The organism is Phyllobacterium sp. YR620 (genome assembly GCF_900104165.1).
Taxonomy (GTDB): Bacteria; Pseudomonadota; Alphaproteobacteria; order Rhizobiales; family Rhizobiaceae; genus Phyllobacterium; species Phyllobacterium pellucidum.
In genome coordinates, this window is the sequence record NZ_FNJP01000003.1 from 134928 (window position 1) to 160314 (window position 25387).

Here is a 25387-nt window from a genome sequence, read left to right on the forward strand (position 1 = left end):
CGCTTTCGCCATATTCGCAATCGATTCTACCGGCTCTAGAGCAGAGGATATCCGAGGTGCTTGAGTGAGCTCAGATCAACAGTCTGGAGACGCGAACGCCGGCAGTGCGCCGGCGCGCAAACCGATCGTGCCGCAATCGGCGTCGGAAGCTTTGCGTCCTGAGCCGGGTACGCCCCCGCCTGCGCCGAAGAAGCGTTCGCGGCGCGCCCGCAGCCAGATCGTCGTTTTCGCGAATTTTCTGTTCTCGCTGGTTGTGCTGGTGGTGTTGGCCGCCGCCGCTGCGGTGTACTTCGGCAAAATCGCCTTCAACGAGGCGGGGCCTACCGAAGTTACAACCAATTACGTGGTGAAGAGCGGTACAGGTTTTGCCGAGATTGCCGACGGGCTTGAGCGCCGGGGCATCATTTCCGATGCCCGCGTGTTTAAATATGCAGTGCGCGCCTACGGCTTTCAGAACGATATGAAGGCCGGCGAATATGAGATCAAGGCCGGGGCGTCGATGCACGAGATCATGGATCTCCTGCGCAGCGGCAAGTCCGTGCTTCATTCGCTGACAATTCCCGAAGGACTGACGGTCGAGCAGATTTTCGAGCGCATTCAGGAGGACGATGTTCTCACTGGTGATCTGCCCGCAGTTTTGCCGGCGGAAGGTTCGCTCTTTGCCAATACGATGCGCTTCTCACGCGGCACGACGCGCGAGGAACTCGTCAAGAAGATGCAGGCCGACCAGAAGAAGCTTGTCGACGACATCTGGGAGCGTCGCGACCCCAGCGTTCCGCTGAAGACCATCGATGAATTCGTCACGCTTGCCTCAATCGTCGAGAAAGAGACCGGCAAGGCGGATGAGCGCCCGCGCGTCGCCGCTGTCTTCATCAACCGCCTCAACAAGAAAATGCGGCTCCAGTCTGATCCGACGATCCTCTACGGTTTGTTCGGCGGCAAGGGCAAGCCGACGGATCGGCCTATCCTGAAATCGGACCTCGAAAAGCCGACACCCTATAACACCTATACGGTGAACGGGCTGCCGCCTGGGCCGATTGCCAATCCCGGGCGCGATGCGCTGGAGGCCGTTGCCCATCCATCGCAGACCAACGAGCTTTATTTCGTTGCCGACGGGACCGGCGGTCATGTGTTTGCTGCGACGCTTGAAGAACATAATGATAATGTGAAGCGCTGGCGCGAGGTCGAGAAGAATCGCCTGGATGAGGCGGCCAAGGCGGCGACAGGCGACAAGAACGCCGCACCGGACGTCGATAGCGGCAACTAAACGGACGAGCCCGCATTGAAGCCGGGCTCGAGGGGGCACAATGTCACTGCAAAGCATGACGGGGTTTGCCCGGCACCTTCGCAATATGGCCGGCGCACAGATTTCCTGGGAGATCAAATCGGTCAATGGCAAGGGTCTCGACGTGCGGTTTCGACTGCCGTCAGGGCTTGAAGCAATCGAACAGAAGGCGCGCAATTTCGTCGCGCAGCATTTCAAGCGTGGCAACTTCCAGGCGACGCTGACCGTGGATCGCACAGCCAATATCGGTCGCGCCATCGTCAACGAGCCGCTCCTCAAAGAGTTGGCTTCCATCGCGGCACATCTTCGCGAGGAGTACGGCCTCGCGCCGTCGACGCCGGAGGGCCTGATGGCATTGCGCGGCGTGCTGGACGTGCCGCAGGAGGTGGTCTTGCCGGGCGACCAGAGCGAACTCGAACACGCGGTCCTGGCTGTGCTTGATGAAACGCTCATCGAACTCGCGCATAATCGTCAGGCCGAAGGCAAGGCGCTCGGCGAGATATTGCGGGTGCAGATCACGACGATCGAGATGCTTGTGCAGCAGGCGCGGCTTGATCCGAGCCGCTCGCCAGAAGCCATTCGTGCCCGTCTCGCCGCTCAGGTCGCCCTTCTTCTTGATGCGGCGCCTGCTCTCGATGAGGCGCGCCTGCACATGGAAGCGGCTTTCCTCGCCACCAAGGCGGATATCCAAGAGGAACTCGACCGGCTGGAGATGCATGTGGCATCGGCGCGCGCGCTTCTGAAAGAAGGCAATGGCATTGGCCGCAAGCTCGATTTCCTTACGCAGGAATTCAATCGCGAGTCCAATACGCTCTGTTCAAAGGCCAATGCGGCATCGATCACGACAATTGGGCTTGACCTGAAGGCCGTTGTGGATCAATTGCGCGAGCAAATTCAGAATCTGGAGTAATCATGTTCAACAGCATCAAGCGACGCGGTCTCATGCTGGTCCTGTCGTCCCCGTCCGGCGCAGGAAAATCAACGCTCGCCCGGTTGTTGCTCAATGATACCGGATTGAAGCTCTCGCTTTCGATCAGCGTGACAACGCGCCCGCGCCGCGCCAGCGAAATCGAAGGCGTGCACTACCACTTCATCTCGGTTCGTGAATTTGAACGTCTGCGCGACAGCGACGCGCTGATCGAATGGGCCGAAGTGCATGGCAATTTTTACGGAACGCCGCGTGAGGCCGCTGAAAATGCTCTCGCCGATGGTCAGGACATGCTTTTCGACATCGACTGGCAGGGCGCCTTGCAGCTTCAGGAAAAGATGAAGGGCGACATTGTCAGTATCTTCATCCTGCCGCCCTCGATGGCACACCTGAAGCAGCGCCTGCATCGACGCGCCGAGGACACCGAGGAAGTCATCGACATGCGCCTGCGCAATGCGCGCAACGAAATCGAGCGCTGGCGTTCGTATGACTATGTCGTGGTCAACGAGGATCTCGACGAAGCATTTCACCAGGTACAGTCGATCGTCACGGCCGAACGGCTGCGGCGTGACCGCTGCCCGGGCCTCTTCGATTTTGTCAGCGGCCTGCTGGAAGAAAAGCTCTAAAGAGCGTTTGCAAGCGCAACGAATTCTTCGATCGAGAGCGTTTCCGCGCGCCGGGTCGGGTCGATCCCGACCTTCTGCAGCAATGCCTCGCCGCCAAGCGGCTTGATGCTCTGCCGCAGCATTTTTCGTCGCTGGCCGAACGCTGCCTGGGTCACACGCCCGAGTGTCGCCGCATCGCACGCGAGTGGCGACTGGCGCGGGACGAGGTGGACAACCGATGAAGTCACCTTCGGCGGCGGAGTAAACGCCTGCGGCGGCACATCGAAGGTGATTTTTGCCTCGGTCCGCCAGCCTGCGAGAACGCCGAGCCTCCCATAGGCGTCGGAGCCCGGCCTCGCGACAATCCGTTCGGCCACTTCACGCTGGAACATCAGCGTCAGCGATGCGTAGAACGGCGGCCAAGGCTCGCTGAGGAGCCAGCCTATCAACAATTGCGTGCCGACATTGTAAGGCAGGTTGGCAACGATCTTGACCTCGCTGCCATTGGCCAACTGCGTGAAGTCGACTTCCAGCGCATCGCCGGGAATGACCTTGAGCGCACCCGGATAGTGGTCGGCTATTTCCTGAAGGGCAGCGAGGCAGCGTTCATCGCGCTCGATGGCGATGACGTTGGCGCCTTGTGCGAGCAGGGCGCGCGTCAATCCTCCAGGACCAGGCCCGACCTCGATGACGGTGCGTCCCGCGAGATCACCCGCTTGCCGCGCAATCTTCGCTGTCAGATTGAGATCAAACAGAAAGTTCTGCCCGAGCGATTTCTTCGCCATCAGGCCATGCCGTTCGATGACCTCTCGCAGCGGCGGCAGGCTGTCGATACTCATGCGGCAGGGCGCTTCAATTGGGCGCGCTTGGCGTGAAGCTCGCCGGCCAGCCGAAGCGCGGCGATGAGGCTGTCGGGCTTGGCTTTTCCCGTGCCGGCTATGTCGAATGCGGTGCCGTGGTCCGGCGAGGTACGGACAAATGGTAAGCCGAGGGTTACGTTAACGCTGTCATCGAAGCCGAGCGTTTTTACCGGAATGAGCGCCTGATCGTGATACATGCAGATGGCTGCGTCATATTGGGTGCGTGCCGCGGCGTGGAACATGGTGTCAGCCGGAAGCGGTCCACGCGCGTCGATACCCTCGGCGCGCAGCGTCTCGACGGCTGGACGAACAATCGTCTCGTCTTCCATGCCCATGCTGCCGTGTTCGCCGGCGTGGGGGTTTAGCCCGGCAATGGCGAGGCGCGGCTGAGCGATACCGAACTGCTCTTTCAAGGCGAGGGCTGTAATGCGGGAAACCGTGAGAATTGTCGCTGCTTCCAGGACCGTCGCCACTTTGTTCAGCGCAATGTGGATGGTGACCGGCACTGCGCGAAGTTCGGGACCCGCCAGCATCATGACAGGCGCGACCTTATGGCCGAGATGTTCGCCGGCAAGATGAGCAAGAAACTCGGTATGTCCGGGATATTTGAACCCTGCTTCGTAGAGCGGCTTCTTGGCGATGGGGCAGGTGACGACCGCATGGGCTTCACCCGCCAGCGTAAGCGCAACCGCGCGCTCTATTGCCTCGATCGTCGCGGCAGCATTCGCCACGAGAGGCACACCCGGCCTGTCGATCTGCGGGTGCTGCAACGGTATGACCGGCAGCGCCCGGTCGAAAACTCCTGCCGCAGCTTTAGGGTTTGTCGGCTCAACCGGAACATCCAGCCCCAACCGCAATGCCCGCGAGCGAACGAAGTCCGGATCGGCGAGGAAGAAGAAGGCAGGGAATTGCATTTCCTGGCGCAATTGCCACGCGGCAATGGCTATGTCGGGGCCAATGCCCGACGGATCACCGGAACTAACGGCGAGGGCAGCATTCATGCGCGTGCAATCCGATCATTCGTTGACGATTTTCGCCTTGCTGCGCAGTTCTTCGATGTATTTCTTATCGACGGCTTCGGCGGTTGCATCCTTCTTGCCGTCGCCCGTGGCCGCAGCATCCTCCTGTGAAAACACCATGCGGGCAACGCGGTCGTCCGACACCTGGCGCGATGCGCAGACGCCAAGGAATTCAACGCCCTTGCCAGTATCGAGTGTCGTTGTCGCCTGGCCGACCGGCGTCGAGATGACCTGCTTCGACCATTCCGGCGGCAGTTCCTGTTCGATGAACTTGCCGAGATCGAGCACCGTCACGTCGAGTGTGCCCTTGGCGATCTCTCGCGTGTTTTCGCAGCCGTTGAAGCGGGCGCGGAGGGCGTTGGCTTCCGCCCGCCTTTTCGCGAGTATGCCGCGATTATTCGCCGGCACAACAAAGATGACTTGCTGCAACTTGTACTCGGTAGAGACCGGTTTCTTGCCGCCATCCTTCAACATGCGTTGGACGGCTTCCTGTTCCGATACGCGAACGCCGCCCTGGGATTTGTTGCGCGTGGAAAGCGCGCGGCCCCAGCTCATTTGAATGCGGATATATTCCTTGAAGTGAGTGGAAGTGACGCCAGACTTATCGAGAATAGTATTGAGCTGATCGAGCGACATCTTGTTGTTGGTGGCAAACCGCGCATAAGCGTCGTTCACTTCACCGTCCGAAACAAGAAGATTGAGCCGCTTCAGTTCCTGGCGCTTGAGCGCTTCGGTTGTCAATTCGTCCCGGGCTTCCTGGTTGAGGTTGCCCTTTTTCTTCTGCAGTTTGAGGAATGCGGCCCGCTTGGTGATGTCGTAATCGGTGATCGGATTACCGTTGACGATGACCTTGACCTCGCTCGCCGCGGCAGGCAGGGCCATTCCGCCCAGGAGCGTAGAGGTCAAAGCGGTAGCAATAAGTGCTACAAGTAGATGTTTCCTCGCCATCATGTTCCACTATATCCGATCATAGGCCATTCTTGACGAATGGATGGTAGTCTTATGGGTTCTCGTGACACTCTATTGTCGCTCTAGTAAGGCAAAAGCATGACTTGCTGCAAGTACAGCCTGTCATGCGAGCGATCAGATACCGCCGATGTCAACCGGCTTGCCGAATTCCCACAACGTCCGGAACGAAATATTGAAGCCGAACTTCGTCGTTTCGTCGCCCTTGTCACCCGTCGAGGTGATGGGTTGTTCCTGCTGGTAGTACATCATGTAGGTGAAGCATTCGTCGTCATAGGCGAGGGCCGCCGTACGCTTGACCAGCGCTTCATGGAAGATATCGTACGTGCCGGATCCGAGAACCCGCCAGTTCGGTGTCATCTTCAGCGATCCACCGACCGTTGCCTCATGCCTGTCGTCAGTGAAGCCATAGGTCGGCTGCGCGTCGATGAAAGCATACTTGACGAAGAGCGAGCCGTATTTACCCGTTTCGGTGCTGGCAACTTCGGCGCGCCGGACTGCAAAGGAGTCCTTGTCGAAACGGCCGCCGGTTGTCAACGTGAAGCCACCGCGATTGGCGCCGATCATTGCCACATAGTCGGATCGCGCCGAATCAAGCCCGGATTCGGCACCTGCATTGACGAAATCGGGCCCGGCAAAGGAATTCAGGCCACCAAGCTGGAAGGATTGGCCGGCGATACCGTTGAGCGACCAGCCATTGTTGAACGTGCCGGAATAACGGAAACCGAGATTGGCGCGCGTGCCGCCTTCGATGCGGTCATAACCGGAATATTTGTCGCGCTCGAAAAGGCTGGAGGCGTCGAAGACGAAGCTCTGCGCGTCTTCGTTCGGCATCTCGCCATTATAGGGCTCGTCGTTGCGCACGAAGAGCTGCGCAGTGGGCTCGAGAATATGCGTCGAACTCGTCGTGGAGAAGAGTATCGGCCATTTGGTTTCCATGCCGGCTGTCGCCATGCCCCGGAAGGCCTCGGATCGGGTCACGCCGATCGAGTCGGAATCGACGTACATGCCATCAGCGCGCAAAGCGAGAATTGGGGTGATCACCAAGCCGTTATCGGCGATGAATGTGCGTTTCCATTCAGCTTCACCAGTGATGCGGCCGTCATTGCCCTCGATACCGGAGAGATAACCGGCACGGTTCAAGCCGATGGGCGTCGTGCCGTCCTCTTCGTCGCGATGCAGATTCTGCAAATTCACGTCGAAACTAAGTTCGCCGCCCGCCACTGATTGTGGCAGGTAATAGGCATAGTCGACGACGGGCAGGACGTATGGCTGCTTCGGCTGCGAGGAACCATTCGGCGTTCCGTCGGGATTCTGGTCCGGAATGCTTTCCTGGACGTGGAAGCGATAGAGCCGCGCATCGAAATAGTTACGATCGTTAAGTCCAGTCAGATAAATCTGGTCGGTGATGTTGTAACCCGAATAGCCTTCGATGCCATAGCGGTACGCGAACGACTTGTCCGACTGGGCCATGAGATTCCAGCCGTAGGACCAGCGTGGATTGATCTGGAACGCGCCCGTCGACCCGATCATGCCGCGATTCGTTTTTTGATCTTCGGGCTCGCTGTCGGAGAATGTACCTGGATCCTGCTGGCTGATGCCGGCGAGCCTTAACGTATAGGCGCCGTTGGCCAGCCTGTGCCGCCACTCAACATCGCCCAGAAAGCCCTGCTTGGTATAGTAGGTGCCAGTCGTCGTCAGGTCGTAGTTCGGCGCCAGGGCCCAGAAATAGGGAACAGAAATGCCCGAGCCAAGCTCGGTTTCATGCTGGTAACTCGGCATGAGGAAGCCGCTCTTGCGCTTCACGGTCGGGTCGGCAATTTCGAATGATGGCAGATAAGCCAGGGGCATGCCGAACATTTCGAAGCGGCCGCGCTCGAAGCGGATGGTTTTCTTCTTGCCGTTCCAGACGATCTTCTGGGCGCGAACCTGCCAGATCGGCGCACGATCGGGCTTGGCGCGGCACGGTTCGCACGCCGTATAGATACCATTGTTGAAGACGGTCAGCTCACCGCCGATACGTTCGGCGCTCTCCGCTGCGAAGCGGGTATTGTCGGCTGCTTCAACGCGCAAGGCATTGACGAAGCCTTCGCGAAAATCGTCGGTGACGTCGAGATTTTCGGCATAGATGCGATTGCCGTCTTTTTCGACGAGTTCGACCTTGCCCATCGCCTTGAGGCGCCCGGTCTTCTGGTCATAGGTGACCTGACGCGCAACTAGCCTGTTGCCGTCATAATCGATCTGTACACCGCCGACTGCGGAGATGGTCTTGGCGTTGATGTCATAGACGAGTTCGTCCGATTCCAGCAGAAGCTGGGCATTCGGGTTGGTCTGGACATTTGCGGTAAGCGCATCGGCGCCGCCCATCTGGGCATAGGCTGGGAGTGAAATCCCGCCCGCAAGGCATAGAACCGCCGTCCCGCACGCCAGCCGTGCGAACCACGTCGGCAACACCGAGCGCGTTACATTCAATCCCACTCTAACCATCCTCCTTGTGCAACAGAAAGGAGACCCCAAAAAATGTTGCAATCAGCACGGGTGTCCATGCGGCGACGAAAGGCGGGACGAATCCTGCGTTCCCGAATGCCTTGACCACAACAGTGACGACATAAAGCACGAAGCCTGCGAGGACGCCACCCAGAATCATCGTCCCCGATTGTCCGAAACGAACAAATTTCAACGAAACGGTTGCAGCGATTAAAGTCATCGCCATCAGAAGAGCCGGCAAAGCCAGCAAAGACTGGAAATGCATGTCAAAAGCGTTGGCCGGATAGCCAAATGAGCGGGCTGCGGCAATTTTGTTACGCAGCTCAAAAAAAGGAATGGTCTCGGGCCGAGCGAGGCTTTCTTCAACGAATTCAGGGCGAAGATGCGTCGGGATCCGAACCTCGTCCTGCGCGACAGGGGTCGAGCCAAGGACGAATTTGGTAACGTCGGCGAGCTTCCAGTAGCCCTCTTCAAGGTCGGCGACCTTGGCGTCGAGCCGCTCGAGAATATCCTGATTCTTGTCGAGCCTGATGAAGGTCGCATCGACCAGCCGCAACCCACGATTGACCACTGACTTGGCACCGATAATGGTCTCGCCATCTTCCGTCTTTTGCCGCAGCCAGGGCACCCGATCGGCCTGCACGTCATTGGCCTTGCCGGCACGCCAGTTTGCCGTGATCTGCTCGCTGCGGTCGAAGCCCCAGGCGGCGAGGGGATTGACGACCAAAATAGCGACGAGGCCGAACAGGAGTGCGCCGGTGCAGGCGGGCAGCAGGAACTGCCAGGCGGAAACGCCGACCGAACGCGCGACGACCAACTCATATTTGCGATTGAGCGAAATCAGCGTCGCCATTGCCGAGAACAAGGCGAGGAAGGGAAACACCTGCTGCATGATGTAGGGAACGCGCATCACCGAAAGGCCAAAGGCCTGGATTGCCGAATAGTCGGGGAGCGACGAGAGCTTGCCCGAGAGTTCGGTGAAGTCGAGAATCAACGCCAGTGCGAAGCTGCCGAAGAGGAAATACATCGTGATCTGCACATAGCGCAGGAAGAAGTAGCGCCCGAGGGTCCAGCCGATCATGAGCGTCCTCCGCGTCCGCGACGGAAGAGCCTGGCGCCGGCTCCGGCAAAGGCGGTCTGCGGCGTCGCAAAGGCATCGCGAACCCAGTTGCTCCACTTTACCGGGACGCCAATCTGGCGGTTGGTAACAAGTGCATAGGTCGCCAGCAAGGCCGCGCCGATCGGGAACGCAAAGAGCAGGGGCAATACCGAGGCATTCTTGTCGCTGCTCTGCCCGGCGGAATAGCCGAGCCAGAACACGATCAGGCTAAGGGTGATCGCCGTAAACGATGCCGATACCCGGGCTTCGCGGTGCGAGCGCGAATCGGCCGCTGCTGCGAGCGAGATCAACGCAAAAACAATGGGATACATCCAGTCGGTCAGCCGCTTGTACAGTTCAGACTGGTAGCGCAACGGATTCTGCTGGAAATATTTGTCGTTGGGATCCGGGCTCAGCAGATAGGTCAGTGGCCGGTCCTTCGGAAACAGCGTGACATTGTCGTCGTCCGCCGGCAGCATTGCTGCAAGATCAAGCGCGTAAGTGTTGAACTTGATTATGGAGACGTTGCCCGTCTGGACGTCGCGGCGATCGATCTCGCCATCCTTCATGATCAAAAGGTTCTGCTCGCCCGTATCGAATACAAGACCGTCCTTGGCGTAGTAGATGAGGTCGGTCGTCTTGTCGCGCGAATCGGAGACGAAAAGCCCCTTTATCGCACCGTTCGCGTCGCGGTTTTCGATCTGAAGATAGAGGTCCGTGTCGATCTCCTTGAACGTGCCCTGTTGCACGACGAGGTTGATGACGTCGGAGCGCGCTTCGGCAACCATCTGGCGCATGTTCATCGATGAGTAGGGGACGATGAAATTGTTGATGAGGAAAGACGCTGCCGAAATGACGACCGCAAACAGCAAAACCGGGCGGATGACGGCGGAGCGTGGCGCACCGGCGGCATTGATGACGACGAGTTCCGAATCCTGATTCATGGTCGAGAGCGTCTGCGCCACCGCGATCACGAGTGCGAACGGCATCACGATCGGAAATGCTGCCGGCAGCAGGTTCGAACTGAATTTCAGGATGTAAAGAAAACTTTGGCCGCTGGTGGTCAGGAAGTTGATGCGGTTCAGAACCTGAACGATCCATGTGATCCCGACCGCCGACAGCAGCACGGAAAAAAACATGACGACGATCCGTCGCAAGATATATATCTCAATCAGGCGCATGTCATGTTTCGCAAAAGAGTACCGCCACTTTGTTCGACCGACCGGCGACAAAACACCGGTTGCTTAATCCATGCCATGAACTCCATGGCATTATTTTTGCCGCACTATGGGACGAACCCGTTACATGTTCAATAAACCCGACATATGTTCACTCTAGTCAGGCTTGGCTAAAAATAGGCGAAGAAAGCTGGTTAACAAGGTGTTAGTCAAGGTTCTTCGCAACCATCCCTTCTTTCACCGCTCTGGTGAATAGGAAAATCACGTTTTTGTTCGATCTGGAGATATCATGTCCAAACGCCCATCCATCAGTTTCGCCAAATTTGCAGCCGTCGAGAAAGGCACTGCGATCGTGCTTGTCGCCGCAGAGGGCAAGACCGCTGCGGAGGCCGAATCTATCGTCGGGCAGGCGCTGCTCTCGCGTATCATCGGTGTCTCGGATTTCAAGGGAAAACTCGCTGCAACCCTGTCGACTGTGGCGCCCTCCACCGAACTCGAAAGTCTCGTCCTCGTCGGCACCGGCGATCCTGCCAAGCTCAAGGCGGACGACTGGTTGAAGATAGGCGGCGCGGCGTTCTCCAAATTGGGCAAGGCAAAGGATGTGTCGGTGATCCTGGCTTTGCAGGCCAGCGAGATTTCCGCTGAAAGTGCTGCCGAGTTCGCGCTGGGCATGCTGCTGCGCGCCTATACCTTCGACAAATACAAGACGAAAAAGGGCAAGAACGACGATGAGGCCAAGGAGAGCAAGTCGGCGGCCAGCATCACCATTCATGTTGCCGATCCACAGGCGGCAAGGAAGGCTTTTTCGGACGCCGAGGCCATCGCCGCCGGCGTGACCCTGGCGCGCGATCTTGTGAACGAACCCGCCAACATTCTTGGCCCGGTTGAATTTGCCGAACGTGTCGAGGAGTTGAAGAAGCTCGATGTAAAGGTCGAAATCCTCAGCGAGAAGGACATGAAAAAGCTCGGCATGGGCTCGCTTCTGGGCGTTGCCCAGGGCTCTGTCCGTCCGGCGCGCCTTGCGATCATGGAGTGGCATGGCGGGAAGGGCAAGGACAAGCCGATCGCATTTGTCGGCAAGGGCGTTACCTTCGATTCCGGCGGCATCTCCATCAAGCCTGCGGCCGGCATGGATGAAATGAAGGGCGACATGGGCGGCGCCGCTGCCGTGACCGGTCTCATGCACGCCCTCGCGTCCCGCAAGGCCAAGGTCAACGCGGTCGGCATCATCGGCCTCGTCGAGAACATGGTGAATGGCGACGCGCAGCGCCCCGGCGACATCGTCACGTCGATGTCGGGCCAGACGATTGAAGTGCTGAATACCGACGCGGAAGGCCGTCTCGTCCTCGCCGATGCGCTCTATTATTGCAACGACCGGTTCAATCCGAAGTTTATGGTCAACCTTGCAACGTTGACCGGCGCAATCATGGTGGCGCTCGGCGTCTACCGCGCCGGCCTTTTCTCCAACGACGATGCGCTTGCCACGCAACTCTTCGATGCAGGCGAGGCGACTGGCGAGAAGCTTTGGCGCATGCCGCTCGGCGATGAATATGACAAGCTGATCGACACCAAGAACGCCGACATGAAGAACATTGGCGGGCGTCACGGCGGTGCGATCATCGCCGCGCAGTTCCTGAAGCGCTTTGTCGGCGATACGCCTTGGGCCCATCTGGACATTGCCGGCACGGCGATGGGCTTACCGGCAACCGAATACAGCCAGTCCTGGGCCTCGGGCTTCGGCGTTCGGCTCCTCGACCGCCTGGTAAGGGACAATTTCGAAGGCTAGTCTGGTGGACGTCACACTCTACGGTCTCGATGAAAGCGTCTATACGCGGATCGTGCGGCTCGTCCTTCATGCTAAGGGCTTGGAGTTCGATCTGGTCGAGACCGATCCGTTCGAAGGCGGAACAGTGCCGGAGGGTTACGATCTACGCCATCCCTTCAAGCGCATTCCGGCCATCGAGATCGATGGCGTTCGCCTCTATGAGACGGACGCCATAGTCCACTATATCGATGCCATCGTAGAACCATTCAGCCTCACTCCGACGGACGTGGAAATGGCGGCGCGCATGCGCCAGCTGATGCGCATCATCGACAATTACGGCTATCGGCCGCTCGTGTGGGGCATATACGTTCCGCTCTGGTGGCGTGACGGCGAGCAGCCTTCGAGCGAAAGCATTGAACACGGACGGCGCGTCCTGCGGGCTCTTGAGGGATTTGTCGCCGCATCGCCCGGTGCCGCGTTTGCCGACCCGACGCTGGCGACGTTTTATCTCGCAAGCGTGCTTGCTGCGGCCGACAGCGTGGCGATCGGCTCGAACCTCATTGACGAACAGCCGCGCTTGCGTGAATGGTGGAACGGTGTTCGAACGTTGCCGATTTTGGCGTCCACGCGTTCGCAACATACGAAATTCTGATCGCCGAGACCCCATGACCGAGATCCTTTTCTACCATCTGACGGAATCTACGCTCGAAAACGCGCTTCCCGGCTTGATCGAGCGATCGGTGGAGCGCAAGTGGAGGGTGGTTATCCAGACAGGGTCGGAAGAGCGCCGCGACAGCCTCGACAACCATTTATGGACTTGGTCAGACGCCTCGTTCCTCGCCCATGCCACCGATCTGGAGCCGTACCCGGAAGAGCAGCCAATCATCCTGACGACCGGCGACGGCAATCCGAATGGCGCAACGGTGCGCTTCCTTGTCGATGGCGCCGCACCCCGCAACGTCGAGAAATACGACCGACTGGTGCTCATGTTCGATGGCCACGACCAACAGCAACTCGAACAGGCGCGGGAACAGTGGAAAGCGTTGAAGGCCGAAGGGCACACGCTCACCTATTGGCAGCAGAACGCAGAGGGTCGTTGGGAGAAGAAAGCGTGAGCGCTGTCAGATGCGGCTGATTCTGTTTCTCGTTCTCCTGACCGGAATCGTCCTTGGCGTGGCCTATCCCTGGGCAACCACAAATTTTTCCGGTGAGGAGATCGGATCATGGCGCATTTATGATCGGCCGTGCCCCTACAAGCCGGTTACGGTCCGCCTCGACGTTAACGACGAGCCGGTGCGCGCTTTTGTCGATATGCAGCCCCTACGCAATTTCGTGCCGACGCAGGGGCGCACGGCCCTGACGGCAGTGGTGACGCGGGACGGCAAGGACATTCTCGTCAAGACGCTGGATTATCTGAATGGGCGGGTCGGCAACAAGGGCTCGCCGCAGGGCCCGCAGTTCTATCGCGCCAGTATCGGCGATATCGATCCTGTCGAACCTGGCAATTATACCTTCACCATAGGTCCCGGCGATTTTGACGGGCTCGAGGTCGCCGGGGTCGATCTGATCCTGCGTCGCGGTGCACGGGCCATCGATTGGCGCATCGTGTCGGGCGGTGTCGCCCTGATCGCGATCGGTGTTTTCGGCCTTATCCGGTCGCGTCGCCGCAAATCCGTTGAACAAGTGCCGACGCCGAAATGGGGCCGGTGATGGACCGGTCGTTTCCGGTAATTACGACGAAGCGGCTGCGCTTGCGGCAGTTCGAGGCCCGCGACGACCGCGGTCTCCACGCTTGCCTCGGCAATGAGCGCCTCATGCGCTACTGGGATTTCGTTGCCTGCGAGCATATCGACGAGACGCGGCGCTGGGTGCGCATTCTTGCGAAGACGACATCGCCTTATGACGCGCTCGCCTGGGCTGTCGCCGATGCCAAAACCGATGAGTGCATCGGCATGGTCAATTATCACCATCGCGAAGCGCGCAACCATCGCCTGGAGATCGGCTATATCCTCAACGCAAATTGGCATGGGCGCGGGCTGATGCGCGAAGCCGTGCAGGGACTGGTGGCGCACTGCATCGAAAACCTCAAGACAAGGCGCATCGCTGCGATCATTCACCCGGATAATGCCCCTTCGATCCGGCTGGTGACCAAGCTCGGTTTTGAATGCGAGGGCGGTCCATTGCGCGACTACTGGCGAACTGGGACCACCTATATGAGCCCGATGCTCTATAGCTTCATCGCCAGCTGACCCCCGCTGGTTGGCCTGATCCGGTAGGCGCAGCGGCGAGCGCCCTTGAGGATGTGCTCGAACCTTTCGACGCTGACATCGGGCCCAAGCGCGGCCTGAAACACCTCGAGCTCCGATCTGCAGAGTTTCTGGCAGGCCTTGGCCGCAACACAGATCGGACAGTGATTCTCGATGAGTATCAAATCTCCATTGGGGTCTCGTCTGGCTTCTGCCATGTAGCCCTCCGCCGAGCGGATTTCGGCGAGCTGCTCAACTTTCCCTTCGATAGAGTGAATTGGGTCGAGTGCCGCCCGGTACTGGTTCAAAATCGCCTGTTCTCGGTGCGAGATCAGTCGGTCAAGGCCCGCTTCCCCGAACACGGATGAAACCGAGGCCAAGAGATCGGCGGTAAGACCGGCATGATTGTCGGGGAATTGCGCATTGCCGGCATCGGTCAGGTGCCAGAAGCGCTTGGGCCGTCCGACGCTTTCGCGGCTGTCTTCAAAGGCGACAAGGCCGCCCTCATGCAATCGCCCAAGCATTTGACGGACAGCGACGGCGGTAATATCCAGTCGGTCGGCGAGGGCGGCGGCGGTCTGCGGACCAGCCACTTTCAGTGAATATAGCATGCGGTTTGTCGTACGGTCCTGCATGGCTTGAGCTTATCGAAAAAAATTAAAAAAGCTATTGCTTGTTTAATTGGACGGAATATAAAAATATAAAACTTATTAAATGAGGAATTGCCATGTCGGAAGTAAAGGAAAATGCCGGCGACGCTGGCTGGTCGGAACTGCTGGATCCGCGCTACTCGGCTGCAACGACGACGCTCTGCCTCGGCGTTGCGCTCTTTGCCTTCAACGGCTTCCTCGTCTCGACATCGCTGCCGACCGCTGTTCGCGAAATCGGCGGTCTGGAACTGATCTCCTGGGCCTTCACGCTTTATCTGGTGCTGTCGATTGTCGGCGGCGCGAGCGGCGCGCTTCTGAAGGGAAGGTTTGGCGCGCGCACGACACTCGTCGGCTCCGGGCTGATTTTTCTGCTCGGCACGCTTATCGCCGCCTTTGCGTCTTCAATGCCGGAGGTGCTCGTGGGCCGCGCCTTGCAGGGACTGGGCGAGGGCATCATCGCCGCCATCTGCTATGCGCTCATTCCCGAACTCTTCCCGTCGCGGCTGGTCGCCAAGGTTTTTGGTGCCGAAGCCCTGGTCTGGGCCACCGCGGCCTTTGGCGGCCCGCTGGCATCCGGGCTTTTGACCGAGCATTTTTCCTGGCGCGCCGCCTTCCTCGTCAATGTTCCGCTGGGGCTGATCTTCATCGCCCTTGTTTTGCGTATCGTGCCAAAATTTTCCGGTGAAGTATCACGCCATTCTGTGCCGATCTTTCGCCTCGCGGCGATCGGTACTGGCATCATGCTCGTTGCTCTTGCCGGCATCGCCAACAATCTCGGGCTTGAGGTCGTGTTCGTTGCAGCGGCCGGCCTGGTGCTCGTCTGCGTTATCATCCTCGACCGCCGCAGCCACACGCCGCTCTTTCCTTCGGACGCCTTTGCTTTGAATTCGACGGTCGGTATCGGCCTCTGGGTAGTCCTGCTGATGCCGGTGGCACAGGCATCGACATCCGTCTACCTGGTGATGACTCTGCAGGACCTCTGGTCCTACGGTCCGACCAAGGCAGGTGCCTTCAGCGCGACCTTTGCCATCGCCTGGAGCACCTGCGCTATCCTCGTGGCCAATATTCAGAGTCCGTCTCGCCGCGCCTTCCTGATCCGGCTTGGGCCAGCGCTGCTGGTTGCTGGCCTCGCCGTCATTGTCGTCGGCTTCTCGCTGGATATTCCGCTCGTCGTGATGCTCGGCCAGATGAGCATTGGCACCGGCTTTGGCGTGAGCTGGGGTTTTCTGAGCCAGAACGTGATGGAGGCCGCCCGCAGCGGTGAGCGTGACCGCGCCTCGGCGCTGCTGCCGACGTTACAATCGGCGGGCTATGCGATCGGCGCAGCGGTGGCGGGTCTCGTCGCCAACGCCGCCGGTTACCCCGAGGCGACGACGCCCGATGGCCTACGCGATGCGACGATTACCATATTCACGGTCTCGGCGACCATTGGCCTCGGCGCCATGATAGCGGGCTTTGCCTTGCCGCTTCGCAAGAAAAATCCGCTGGCGATCGAATTGCACAAGCCGCTATAGATAGCGCATGGCGAATGAAGACGATTTGAAAGCCGATCCGGCGATTGTCGGGATTTGGGCGAAAGGATGGGCGCTGACACGGCAGGTGGCGGCGCCCGTTTTCGAGCATGGCGCTTACCGCATCGAGGTCGGCTTGCCCGACCAGAAGCGGCGGCACTTGTTTCCGGCATATTCCGCCCATGTCCTGGAGCACGCTGAAGCCATCCGCGAGCCTTTCGTCTTCCTTAAAGTTTGCGCGCCCGCGCAAACGGTCGGGTTAAATCTGCCGCGCCGATGGCACATCGGGCCGCCGGGATACATGATGCTGCTTTCCGGAGAAATGGTCGGGCCAGATGCGTCGCTGCCGGACGGCTATTCCTTTTCCCGCGAGGAGCTTGGCGCGGGTGTAACGCTTCTCAATATTCTGGACGGTGGCGGTGAGATCGCTGCGACCGGGCGCATCGCATTTCCCGGCGAACTCGCCGTTTATGACCGCATCCGCACGCATGAAAACCACCGCCGCCGCGGGCTCGGCCGTGCGCTCATGAAGCAGCTGGAGCGTCTTTCGCACGAGAACGGCATTCGCCATGCCGCTCTCGTCGCAACGCCGGAGGGACGGGCGCTCTATCAGACCTTAGGCTGGCAATTGCACTCGCCCTATACGACCGTGCTGATCCCGCCCGAAGCCTAGACGTAGATCACTGCGCCAGTTCCGCCATCGCTTCCTCATATTCGCCCGATAGCGTCAGCCATTCCTCTTCGGCGCGGGCGAGCGAAGTCTTGGCATAGCCGATCTCCTTGCCAATCTGCGTCGCCTTGGCGGGCTCGCGCGAATAGATGACCGGATCGGCGAGCTGCGCCTGCAGCGTGTCGATCTTCTTCTGGAAGCGCTGGACCTGCGCCTCCGCCTCATGAATCTTCTTCTGCAGGGGCTTCAACGCTTCGCGCCGCTGCGCCGCGAGCTTGCGTTGCTCGGCCTTGGTCAGCTTCTGCCCTTCATCGACCGCGGCTTTGCCGCTACCGGAGCGTTCCGCCTTTGCATCGGCAAGCACGAGTGCGCGATAAGCGTCGAGATCGCCATCATAGGGCGCGACCCCGCCATCGCGCACGAGCCAGAGCCTGTCCATCGTCGCCTCGATCAGGTGGCGGTCGTGGGCGATGAGGATGACCGCGCCGTTGAAATCGTTGAGCGCATACATCAGCGCCTCGCGGCTATCGATGTCCAGATGGTTGGTCGGCTCGTCGAGGATGAGCAGGTTCGGACCGTGGAAGGTCGCAAGGCCCATCAGGAGGCGCGCCTTCTCGCCGCCGGAAAGGTCCTTTGCCGCCGTGTTCATCTTGACCGTCGCAAGACCCATCTGCGCAACGCGCGCGCGGACCTTTGCTTCGGGCGCATCCGGCATCAGTTTGCGCACATGCTCGATCGCATTGTCTTCCGGCACGAGATCATCGAGCTGGTGCTGGGCGAAAAACGAGATCTTGAGATTGGGCGCAACGGTCATGCGCCCGGTCTGCAATGGCAGGCGGCCGCCGATGAGCTTTGCCAGCGTCGACTTGCCGTTGCCGTTCGAACCAAGGAGGGCGATGCGGTCGTCGGCGTCGATGCGCAGATTGAGGTGCCGCAATACAGGCTTGCCCGGCGTGTAGCCGACTTCGCCGTTCTCGATGGCGATAATCGGCGATGCCACGACCTTTTCGGGCTCGGGAAAATGGAACGGCCGGACATGATCCTCGATGACGGCGGCGATGGGCTTCAGCTTTTGCAACGCCTTCAGGCGCGATTGGGCCTGCTTTGCCTTGGATGCCTTGGCCCGGAAGCGCTCGACAAAGGATTCCATGTGCTTGCGCTGGGCTTCCTGCTTGGTGCGCTGCTTTTGCTGCAGCTCCAGCGCTTCACTGCGCAGGCGCTCGAACTGGTCGTAATTGCCCTGCCACAGCGTCAGCTTGGTCTGGTCGAGATGGATGATCGCGTTGACCGAGGAATTCAAAAGGTCGCGATCATGGCTGATGAGGATGACCGTATGCGGATAGCGGCGCACATAATCTTCGAGCCACAAGGTGCCTTCTAGGTCGAGATAGTTGGTCGGCTCGTCAAGGAGCAGAAGATCGGGTTCGGCGAACAGCACTGACGCCAGGGCAACGCGCATGCGCCAGCCGCCCGAAAAAGACGAGGCTGGCCGCTTCTGCGCCTCCGCGTCGAAGCCGAGACCCGAAAGGATCGCGCCGGCGCGCGCTTCCGCCGAATGCGCGTCGATATCGGCAAGCCTTATATGAATATCGGCGATGCGATGCGGGTCCGTTGCGCTCTCGGCTTCCGCCAAGAGGGCGCTGCGCTCAGTATCGGCGGCCAGCACGATCTCGATCAGCGAGTCTTCGGTACCCGGCGCTTCCTGCGCCACCTGGCCGATGCGCACGTTCTTCGGCAGCGAGAAATCGCCCGTCTCGGCGTGAAGCTCGCCGGTGATGACCTTGAACAGCGTCGACTTGCCGGCGCCGTTGCGCCCGACCAGTCCAGCCTTCGTGCCCGAAGGCAGGTTGAGGCTGGCGTGATCGATCAGCAAGCGGCCGGCCATGCGCACGGATATATTGTCGAGAATAAGCATGGCCGCGCTTTTGCACGGGAAATGCCGATTTCGCAAGCCGCTCCTGTTGCAGATATGTTCCGAACGGACCGGAAAATGGCGTCAGGCGTAGGGGCGGCCTTCTTCCGTTCGCTGAAACTGGATCAGATCGAAGGATGGAGCCGTCTTGCCGAGCGCCGTCAGAATGGCATGCGCCTGGCCGCGATGATGCGTCTGGTGGTTGAACAAATGCGCCAGCGCCGGGGCAAGCCTTTGGCTGATCGTGCGCATGTCGCTCACGGTGGTATAGGTGAAACGCCCGCCGATGGCCGCTGCATCCAGGCTGCTGACCCAGTCGATGATGCGGGCATCTTCCTTTACGCGCGCAATCCTGAGATCCTCGAACGTGTCGAAGAGGATCGCATCGAGTGCCTTCGGTGCTTCGCCTTCACCGCTGAACCTGAAAAGCCAGATGCGGTCGGTGACGAGAAGATGGTTGAGCGTCCCATGGATCGACGCAAAGAAAGCGCGCATGTCGCGGCGATACTCCTCGTCATCGAGTTCGGCCGCTATTGTGTATAGGCGCTCGTTCGCCCAGCGATTATAGGCTGCGAACATGCGAAAATGCTGTTCCATGACGTTGACGTTCCGCCGATAAGAGTCAGTCCTGCTGACACATTATCCAAACGATGCCATCTTTCCACGCGATTTTATTCTGCACCAAGGATGGGCCCGCCCGAGCATGGCAGGCAGCGATGAGTTTTTAGCCTTTCGCCTTTATCGCGGCGAGCCCTTGGCAAAAGCACTGCCTGCCGCTATAGGGTCGCCACCAATTTCCCTCATGACAAGGTTTACTCCCATGGCGATTGAACGCACTTTCTCGATGATCAAGCCCGACGCGACGCGTCGCAATCTCACCGGTGCCATTATCCAGAAGTTCGAAGAGGCCGGCCTTCGTGTCGTTGCTTCGAAGCGCGTTTGGATGAGCCGCCGCGAAGCCGAAGGCTTCTACGCCGTTCACAAGGAACGCCCGTTCTTTGGCGAGCTCGTCGAGTTCATGTCCTCCGGCCCAACGATCGTTCAGGTTCTCGAAGGCGAGAACGCGATTGCCCGCAACCGTGAAATCATGGGCGCGACCAACCCGGCCAATGCCGACGAAGGCACGATCCGCAAGCTGTTCGCCCTGTCGATCGGCGAGAACTCGGTGCACGGCTCGGATGCTCCCGAAACCGCTGCCGAGGAAATCTCCTACTGGTTCTCGGGCACCGAAATCGTCGGTTGATACCTGATAATCGAATTGAAAAAGCCGGGCCAAGTGCCCGGCTTTTTTGTTTCTGGAGGTCTATCGCGACAGGCGGGCGACGATCTTGCCGTCCTTGTCGTATAGAAAGAGCTTTCCCGTAGCGGCCTCGACCGAATAGGTCCGCGCCTCTTCCAGGACCGCAAAGAATTTCTGCTCCTGGTCCATCACGGCAGGCGCGCACATCATGCGCGTCGCCGCAGCTGGCTTGAAGCTGATCTTCGCTCCGTTGATCGTCGCAGTCGTTGCGAAACGATTGCAACCTCCCGAGCCGCTCGCGGCGCCCGAGGGCCCGATGAGCAGCGTCGTCTGCGCATAATCGATGACGCCGCGGCCATTGAGATCTTCCGCAACCCAGTTGATGTCGGTCAATTGCCTGGCGGCTTCCGCACTGCGCGCTGTCAGCGACAGTCCAAGAAGTACGACGGCGGCGATGAAGCCGATGACGAGCGATCCGATTGCTATCCGGTTCATTTGGTTTTCTTCTGCCAGCGCTTTAGCGCTTCCTTGTCCGTTGCCTTGGCTTCCACCCAGCTGTTCTCGCCATCCCTGCCGACGAGATGCTGTTTTTTCCAGAAAGGTGCGGCATTTTTTAGGTAATCCATCAGGAACGACGCAGCTTCGAAAGCCGCCTGCCGATGCGCCGAGGCCGCAACCACAAGGACGATGTTTTCGCCGGGCTTGATGAAGCCGTAGCGATGGATGACCGTCACCCCGTCCAGGCTCCAGCGCGCTAGGGCCTCGTCGGCAATGCGGGTGATCTCGGCTTCGGCCATGCCGGGATAATGCTCGATCTCGAGCGCGGCGAGCGTTCCTGCCTCGTCGCGGCAAAGGCCGCTGAATGTTACGACGGCGCCTATGCCGCGGCGGTTTTCAGTCAGGCGGGCAATCTCGGAGGCTGTATCGAAATCCTCAACCTGAATCCGGACGAGGGGCTTGACCGAACCCATTTCATCCCCCGGTCATCGGCGGGAAGAGGGCGATTTCGCGCGCACCCTGGATCGGCGCGTCGTGCTCGACATGCTCCTGATCGATAGCAACCCGGATGACCTCTGGATATTCGAATGCCGCCTCATATTCGTCGCCGCGTTGCTTCAGATGCGCGAGAAGGTCGCCCACGGTCACGATCGATGGAGCAAGTTCGAGTTCTTCCTCGCCTTTGCCGATCCGCTCGCGTACCCATGCGAAATAGACGAGCTTGGTCATATCGAAACCTTTCTAATCGACGACGTGTTTCAGGCCGGCGCGGAAATAGTCCCAGCCAGTGTACAGCGTAATGAGCGCGGCAATCCACAATAGAATAATGCCGGTTATTGTCACGATCGGCACGATCTTGTCGCCGGCCGGGCCGGTCAGCAAAAACGCGATTGCGATCATCTGGATCGTCGTCTTCCATTTCGCCAGCCGGCTGACCGGCACGCTGACCTTGAGTTCGGCAAGATATTCGCGCAGGCCCGAAACAAGAATTTCCCGGCAAAGGATGATGATGGCCGCCCAAAGACTCCAGCCTGCTATCGTTCCGTCCGCAGCGAGAAGGAGGAGGACGGCGGAAACCAGCAGTTTATCGGCGATGGGATCGAGCATACGCCCGATCGTAGAAGTCTGTTGCCAGATACGGGCGAGATAACCATCGAAAAAGTCGGTAATGCTGGCGATCAGGAAGATGGCCAGCGCGCCCCAGCGCGCAGCGTCGCTCGATTGCAGCCTGCCTTCGAGGAAGAAGCAAATGACGACGAGAGGAACCGCGATGATACGGGCATAGGTCAACAGGTTCGGCAGTGAGTAGGCGTTGTTTCTGGGCATGTTTCCAACCAATCAAATCAGTGCCGATCAAAGTGGCTCGACCGCCAAACGTCAAGCCAATCAATAAGAAGTCAGGCGCATTTATGTCCGAAAATCAGCTATGTACGGAAATGGTCGCGAATTGTAATCGCCATCGCTTCAGATATGCCGTCGACCTTCATCAAATCTTCGACAGCGGCGCGTGAAACTGCCTTTGCCGTGCCGAATTGATGCAGGAGCGCGCGCTTGCGCGACGGTCCGATACCGGCGATCTCGTCGAGCGGATTCTTGACCATTTCCTTCTTGCGCTTGGCCCGGTGGGTGCCGATGGCAAAACGGTGTGCCTCGTCGCGCAAGCGCTGCAGGAAATAGAGAACCGGGTCGCGCGGCGGCAACGTGAACGACGGCTTGCCTTCCATGAAGAACCGCTCGCGTCCGGCATCGCGGTCGACGCCCTTGGCAACGCCGATAGCGGTCACCTTGTCAGCGATGCCCATCTCGTTGAGGATGCCGCGCACCGCGCTCATCTGCCCCTGTCCGCCGTCGATCAGGATTATGTCCGGCCAGGCGGGGAAGGCATCGGTATCTTCCTCGAATTCATCGACCTCAAGGTCCTCGGCCGGTGCATCGCGGTTCTCGGGCGTTCCGTGCTCTTTGACCAGCCGGTTGAATCGCCGCTCGATGACTTCGCGCATCATGCCGAAATCATCGCCCGGGGTAATCTCGGTCGAGCGGATATTGAACTTGCGATACTGGTTTTTGACGAAGCCCTGCGGCCCGGCGACGATCATCGCGCCGATCGCGTTGGTTCCCATGATGTGCGAGTTATCGTAGACCTCGATGCGACGTGGGGTCTTTTCCAGTCCGAACGTATCGGCGACGCCCTTGAGCAGGCGCGATTGCGATGAGGTCTCCGCGAGTTGCCGTCCCAGCGCCTCGCGTGCATTGCTCAAGGCGTGTTCGACCAGATCCCTCTTTTCGCCGCGCTGCGGCACGGTGATCGAGACCTTGCGGTCAGATTTTGCGGTGAGGGCAGCGCAGAGCAGTTCCTGGTCTTCTACTGTTTCCGACAGCATGATCAAGGCGGGGCATGGCTTGTCGTCATAGAACTGCGCAAGGAACGCGCCGAGAACCTCTGCGGCGGACAGCGAAGAGTCTGCCTTGGGATAATAGGCGCGATTGCCCCAGTTCTGTCCGGTGCGGAAGAAGAACACCTGAATGCAGGTCACGCCGCCATCCTGGTAGATGGCGAAAACGTCGGCTTCCTCGACGGATTGCGGATTGATGCCGGAATGCGATTGCACATGCGAGAGAGCCGAGAGGCGGTCGCGATAGATGGCGGCGCGTTCGAAGTCGAGTTCAGCCGACGCCTCGCGCATCGCGTCGGAAAGGTGGGTTTTGACCGCCTGGCTCTTGCCCGAGAGGAACGCCTTCGTTTCGCGCACGAGTTCGTCGTAGTCGCCCTCGCTAACTTCGCCGGTGCACGGGCCCGAGCAGCGCTTGATCTGATAGAGCAGGCACGGCCGGCTGCGGTTCTCGTAGAAGGAATCAGTGCAGGTGCGCAAAAGGAAGGCACGCTGCAACGCATTGATCGTGCGTCCTACCGCCCCCGCCGAAGCGAAGGGGCCAAAATAGTCGCCCTTGCTGGAGCGCGCACCACGATGCTTGAAGATGCCGGGCGCCAGCCATTTTTCGCCGCGCTTCGGAGCGGTGAGCAGGATATAGGGGAAGGACTTGTCGTCCCGCATCAGCACGTTAAAACGCGGCCGTAAGCGCTTGATCAGATTCGCTTCAAGGAGAAGCGCCTCCGTTTCGGTGCGTGTGACGACGAACTCCATTTTGACCGTCTCGCGGATCATCCGGGAGATGCGGTTATTGTGGCCCTGTCCGCGCGCATAGTTGGAAACGCGCTTCTTCAGGCTGTGTGCCTTGCCGACATAAAGAACGTCGCCGCTCGCATTGAACATGCGATAGACGCCGGGCTTGTTAGGAAGCCGCTTGACGAGGTCCGCAATCACGTCGGGACCGCTCGAGCCTTCGGAAACGACGCTGGTATCCCATTCGATCGCGCTGATCAGCGCGGCGACGTCGCGGACGGGCTCATTGCTTTCCTCGACAGGCTCGTCTTCCTCGTCGACGCCAAGGATGATGTCGTCATCGTTGGTATTGTCGGCGTGAAGCTCGTTCTTCTGGTTCTGATTGGCCGGGTCGATCATTCAATAATTCCTGATACATCGGGCGTTTCCCACGCCAGATGCTGTCCGCCGTCAAGGGCGATCATCTGCCCTGTGATCGAGCGGGTCTCCCAGAGGTAGCGGATTGTGCGGCCAAATTCTGACAAATCGGGGCCGCGCTGCAACAGGAGCGCGTGAACCTGCTTGTCGAACGCGGCGGTATCCTGGCGGGAGCTCGGCAGGGTAGGGCCTGGGCCGATGCCGTTGACGCGAATACGCGGCGCCAGCGCCTGCGCCAGCGTTTGCGTCGCGGCCCACAGTGCCGCCTTCGACAATGTGTAGGATGTAAACGTCGGCATGAGCTTCAGGACGCGCTGGTCGATCATGTTGACAATGAGTCCCTCCGCTTCCGGCGGAAGGGCCGCGGCCATGGCGTCGGCGAGCAGCACCGGCGCCTTGACATGCACCGCGAAATGGCCGTCCCAGATCTCGTCATTGCCGAGATCGCCGATGCCGTCCGCGTGAAACACCGAAGCGTTGTTGACGAGGAGTTGAACCGGGCCAAGCGCGGCCCCGACATCACCGATCAGCCGGCGAACCGCGTCACTGTCGCTGAGATCGGCTTTCACCACGCAGCCCTTGCCCCCTTGCGCCTCGATTGAACGAAGCAGGTCGCGCGCTTCATCAAGGCCGTTATGGCCATGAATGGCGACGGCAAACCCATGCGCCACCAGGTCTTCGACAATCGCCTTGCCGATCCGTTTCGCGCCGCCGGTTACGAGAGCAACGGTTCGGTCAATCTTCAAGGTCCACTCCATCCATGCTGTGATTCAGGTCCGAATATAGGGTTAGGCGACGAAAAGCGCGAGGGTGAAAGGTCAGCAGTGAACAGAAGCAGTCGAACGGTGTTCTTTCGCTACGGCTTGCTCGCCGAAAGTTGCGTTGTTTGACGGTGGCAATGTCTCACCGTCGATCTGTGCAAATATTAA

General features: G+C 59.5%; 26 protein-coding genes. 11 read left to right on the forward strand and 15 right to left on the reverse strand.

The features are described from left to right. Positions 1-64: 64 nt before the first annotated feature. The 3 genes from mltG to gmk are packed head-to-tail and all read left to right on the forward strand — an operon-like array spanning position 65 to position 2839. On the forward strand, positions 65-1267 hold the full coding sequence (mltG, locus tag BLR72_RS12420; protein WP_036813190.1) for an endolytic transglycosylase MltG: 1203 nt from the start codon (positions 65-67) through the stop codon (positions 1265-1267). 40 nt (positions 1268-1307) lie between these two features. Then, positions 1308-2195, forward strand: a complete 888-nt coding sequence (locus tag BLR72_RS12425) for a YicC/YloC family endoribonuclease (protein WP_091948952.1) — start codon at positions 1308-1310, stop codon at positions 2193-2195. Between the two features lie 32 nt (positions 2196-2227). Beyond that, entirely contained in the window at positions 2228-2839 is a 612-nt protein-coding gene (gene gmk, locus BLR72_RS12430) for a guanylate kinase (RefSeq protein WP_027229797.1), read from the forward strand. On the opposite strand, the gene rsmA is transcribed toward gmk, so the two are convergent. From rsmA to BLR72_RS12460, 6 genes are all read right to left on the reverse strand, one after another. Beyond that, on the reverse strand, positions 2836-3657 hold the full coding sequence (gene rsmA / locus BLR72_RS12435) for a 16S rRNA (adenine(1518)-N(6)/adenine(1519)-N(6))-dimethyltransferase RsmA (RefSeq protein WP_091948955.1): 822 nt from the start codon (positions 3655-3657) through the stop codon (positions 2836-2838). The two genes, gmk and rsmA, sit on opposite strands and share 4 nt — an antisense overlap. Then, entirely contained in the window at positions 3654-4679 is a 1026-nt protein-coding gene (gene pdxA, locus BLR72_RS12440) for a 4-hydroxythreonine-4-phosphate dehydrogenase PdxA (protein WP_091948958.1), read from the reverse strand. Before pdxA ends, rsmA begins: the two co-directional genes overlap by 4 nt. Before the next feature lie 15 nt (positions 4680-4694). Then, entirely contained in the window at positions 4695-5648 is a 954-nt protein-coding gene (locus BLR72_RS12445) for a peptidylprolyl isomerase (protein WP_091919060.1), read from the reverse strand. Between the two features lie 132 nt (positions 5649-5780). After that, a complete protein-coding gene (locus BLR72_RS12450; protein ID WP_091948961.1) occupies positions 5781-8141 on the reverse strand; it encodes an LPS-assembly protein LptD in 2361 nt (786 codons plus the stop codon). Between the two features lies 1 nt (position 8142). Continuing rightward, on the reverse strand, positions 8143-9231 hold the full coding sequence (lptG, locus tag BLR72_RS12455; RefSeq protein WP_027229793.1) for an LPS export ABC transporter permease LptG: 1089 nt from the start codon (positions 9229-9231) through the stop codon (positions 8143-8145). Further along, entirely contained in the window at positions 9228-10430 is a 1203-nt protein-coding gene (locus BLR72_RS12460) for an LptF/LptG family permease (RefSeq protein ID WP_036813177.1), read from the reverse strand. The genes lptG and BLR72_RS12460 overlap by 4 nt, the downstream gene beginning before the upstream one ends. A 286-nt stretch (positions 10431-10716) precedes the next feature. Between BLR72_RS12460 and BLR72_RS12465 the strand changes: the two genes are divergently transcribed. Genes BLR72_RS12465 through BLR72_RS12485 form a run of 5 tightly spaced genes read left to right on the forward strand, consistent with a single transcriptional unit; the run spans position 10717 to position 14441 of the window. Further along, positions 10717-12213 carry a leucyl aminopeptidase gene (locus tag BLR72_RS12465; protein WP_091948964.1) on the forward strand — a complete coding sequence of 499 codons (1497 nt, stop codon included), beginning with the start codon at positions 10717-10719 and terminating at the stop codon, positions 12211-12213. Positions 12214-12217: 4 nt separating this feature from the next. Beyond that, complete coding sequence (locus tag BLR72_RS12470; protein WP_175492350.1) at positions 12218-12844, forward strand: glutathione S-transferase family protein; 627 nt, start codon at positions 12218-12220, stop codon at positions 12842-12844. Between the two features lie 13 nt (positions 12845-12857). Beyond that, on the forward strand, positions 12858-13307 hold the full coding sequence (locus tag BLR72_RS12475) for a DNA polymerase III subunit chi (protein ID WP_091948969.1): 450 nt from the start codon (positions 12858-12860) through the stop codon (positions 13305-13307). 10 nt (positions 13308-13317) lie between these two features. Next, positions 13318-13902: a hypothetical protein gene (locus BLR72_RS12480; protein WP_091948972.1), complete on the forward strand. Its 585-nt coding sequence runs from the start codon at positions 13318-13320 to the stop codon at positions 13900-13902. Further along, a complete protein-coding gene (locus tag BLR72_RS12485; RefSeq protein ID WP_175492351.1) occupies positions 13902-14441 on the forward strand; it encodes a GNAT family N-acetyltransferase in 540 nt (179 codons plus the stop codon). The genes BLR72_RS12480 and BLR72_RS12485 overlap by 1 nt, the downstream gene beginning before the upstream one ends. On the opposite strand, the gene BLR72_RS12490 is transcribed toward BLR72_RS12485, so the two are convergent. Beyond that, positions 14420-15049: a helix-turn-helix transcriptional regulator gene (locus tag BLR72_RS12490; RefSeq protein WP_244506691.1), complete on the reverse strand. Its 630-nt coding sequence runs from the start codon at positions 15047-15049 to the stop codon at positions 14420-14422. The two genes, BLR72_RS12485 and BLR72_RS12490, sit on opposite strands and share 22 nt — an antisense overlap. A 116-nt stretch (positions 15050-15165) precedes the next feature. Between BLR72_RS12490 and BLR72_RS12495 the strand changes: the two genes are divergently transcribed. Both BLR72_RS12495 and BLR72_RS12500 read left to right on the forward strand, forming a co-directional pair. Further along, a complete protein-coding gene (locus BLR72_RS12495) occupies positions 15166-16602 on the forward strand; it encodes an MFS transporter (protein WP_091948980.1) in 1437 nt (478 codons plus the stop codon). Between the two features lie 7 nt (positions 16603-16609). After that, the gene (locus BLR72_RS12500) at positions 16610-17272 is read left to right on the forward strand and encodes a GNAT family N-acetyltransferase (protein WP_091948983.1); all 663 of its coding nucleotides are present in this window, start codon (positions 16610-16612) and stop codon (positions 17270-17272) included. 7 nt (positions 17273-17279) lie between these two features. On the opposite strand, the gene BLR72_RS12505 is transcribed toward BLR72_RS12500, so the two are convergent. Beyond that, positions 17280-19184, reverse strand: a complete 1905-nt coding sequence (locus BLR72_RS12505; protein ID WP_091948985.1) for an ABC-F family ATP-binding cassette domain-containing protein — start codon at positions 19182-19184, stop codon at positions 17280-17282. 81 nt (positions 19185-19265) lie between these two features. Continuing rightward, on the reverse strand, positions 19266-19778 hold the full coding sequence (locus BLR72_RS12510; RefSeq protein ID WP_091948988.1) for a DinB family protein: 513 nt from the start codon (positions 19776-19778) through the stop codon (positions 19266-19268). A 223-nt stretch (positions 19779-20001) separates the two neighbouring features. Here BLR72_RS12510 and ndk point away from each other — a divergent pair, with 223 nt between their 5' ends. Next, the gene (gene ndk / locus BLR72_RS12515; RefSeq protein WP_027229784.1) at positions 20002-20424 is read left to right on the forward strand and encodes a nucleoside-diphosphate kinase; all 423 of its coding nucleotides are present in this window, start codon (positions 20002-20004) and stop codon (positions 20422-20424) included. 60 nt (positions 20425-20484) lie between these two features. On the opposite strand, the gene BLR72_RS12520 is transcribed toward ndk, so the two are convergent. The 6 genes from BLR72_RS12520 to BLR72_RS12545 all read right to left on the reverse strand — a co-directional run bounded on the left by BLR72_RS12520 (position 20485) and on the right by BLR72_RS12545 (position 25204). Then, the gene (locus tag BLR72_RS12520; protein ID WP_091948991.1) at positions 20485-20916 is read right to left on the reverse strand and encodes an META domain-containing protein; all 432 of its coding nucleotides are present in this window, start codon (positions 20914-20916) and stop codon (positions 20485-20487) included. Then, entirely contained in the window at positions 20913-21392 is a 480-nt protein-coding gene (locus BLR72_RS12525; protein ID WP_091948994.1) for a molybdenum cofactor biosynthesis protein MoaE, read from the reverse strand. The genes BLR72_RS12520 and BLR72_RS12525 overlap by 4 nt, the downstream gene beginning before the upstream one ends. 1 nt (position 21393) lies before the next feature. After that, positions 21394-21648: a molybdopterin converting factor subunit 1 gene (gene moaD / locus BLR72_RS12530; RefSeq protein ID WP_027229782.1), complete on the reverse strand. Its 255-nt coding sequence runs from the start codon at positions 21646-21648 to the stop codon at positions 21394-21396. Between the two features lie 12 nt (positions 21649-21660). Then, on the reverse strand, positions 21661-22245 hold the full coding sequence (gene pgsA / locus BLR72_RS12535; RefSeq protein WP_027229781.1) for a CDP-diacylglycerol--glycerol-3-phosphate 3-phosphatidyltransferase: 585 nt from the start codon (positions 22243-22245) through the stop codon (positions 21661-21663). Between the two features lie 98 nt (positions 22246-22343). After that, entirely contained in the window at positions 22344-24440 is a 2097-nt protein-coding gene (uvrC, locus tag BLR72_RS12540; protein ID WP_280140129.1) for an excinuclease ABC subunit UvrC, read from the reverse strand. Further along, positions 24437-25204: an SDR family oxidoreductase gene (locus BLR72_RS12545; protein WP_244506692.1), complete on the reverse strand. Its 768-nt coding sequence runs from the start codon at positions 25202-25204 to the stop codon at positions 24437-24439. The genes uvrC and BLR72_RS12545 overlap by 4 nt, the downstream gene beginning before the upstream one ends. Positions 25205-25387 lie beyond the last annotated feature (183 nt).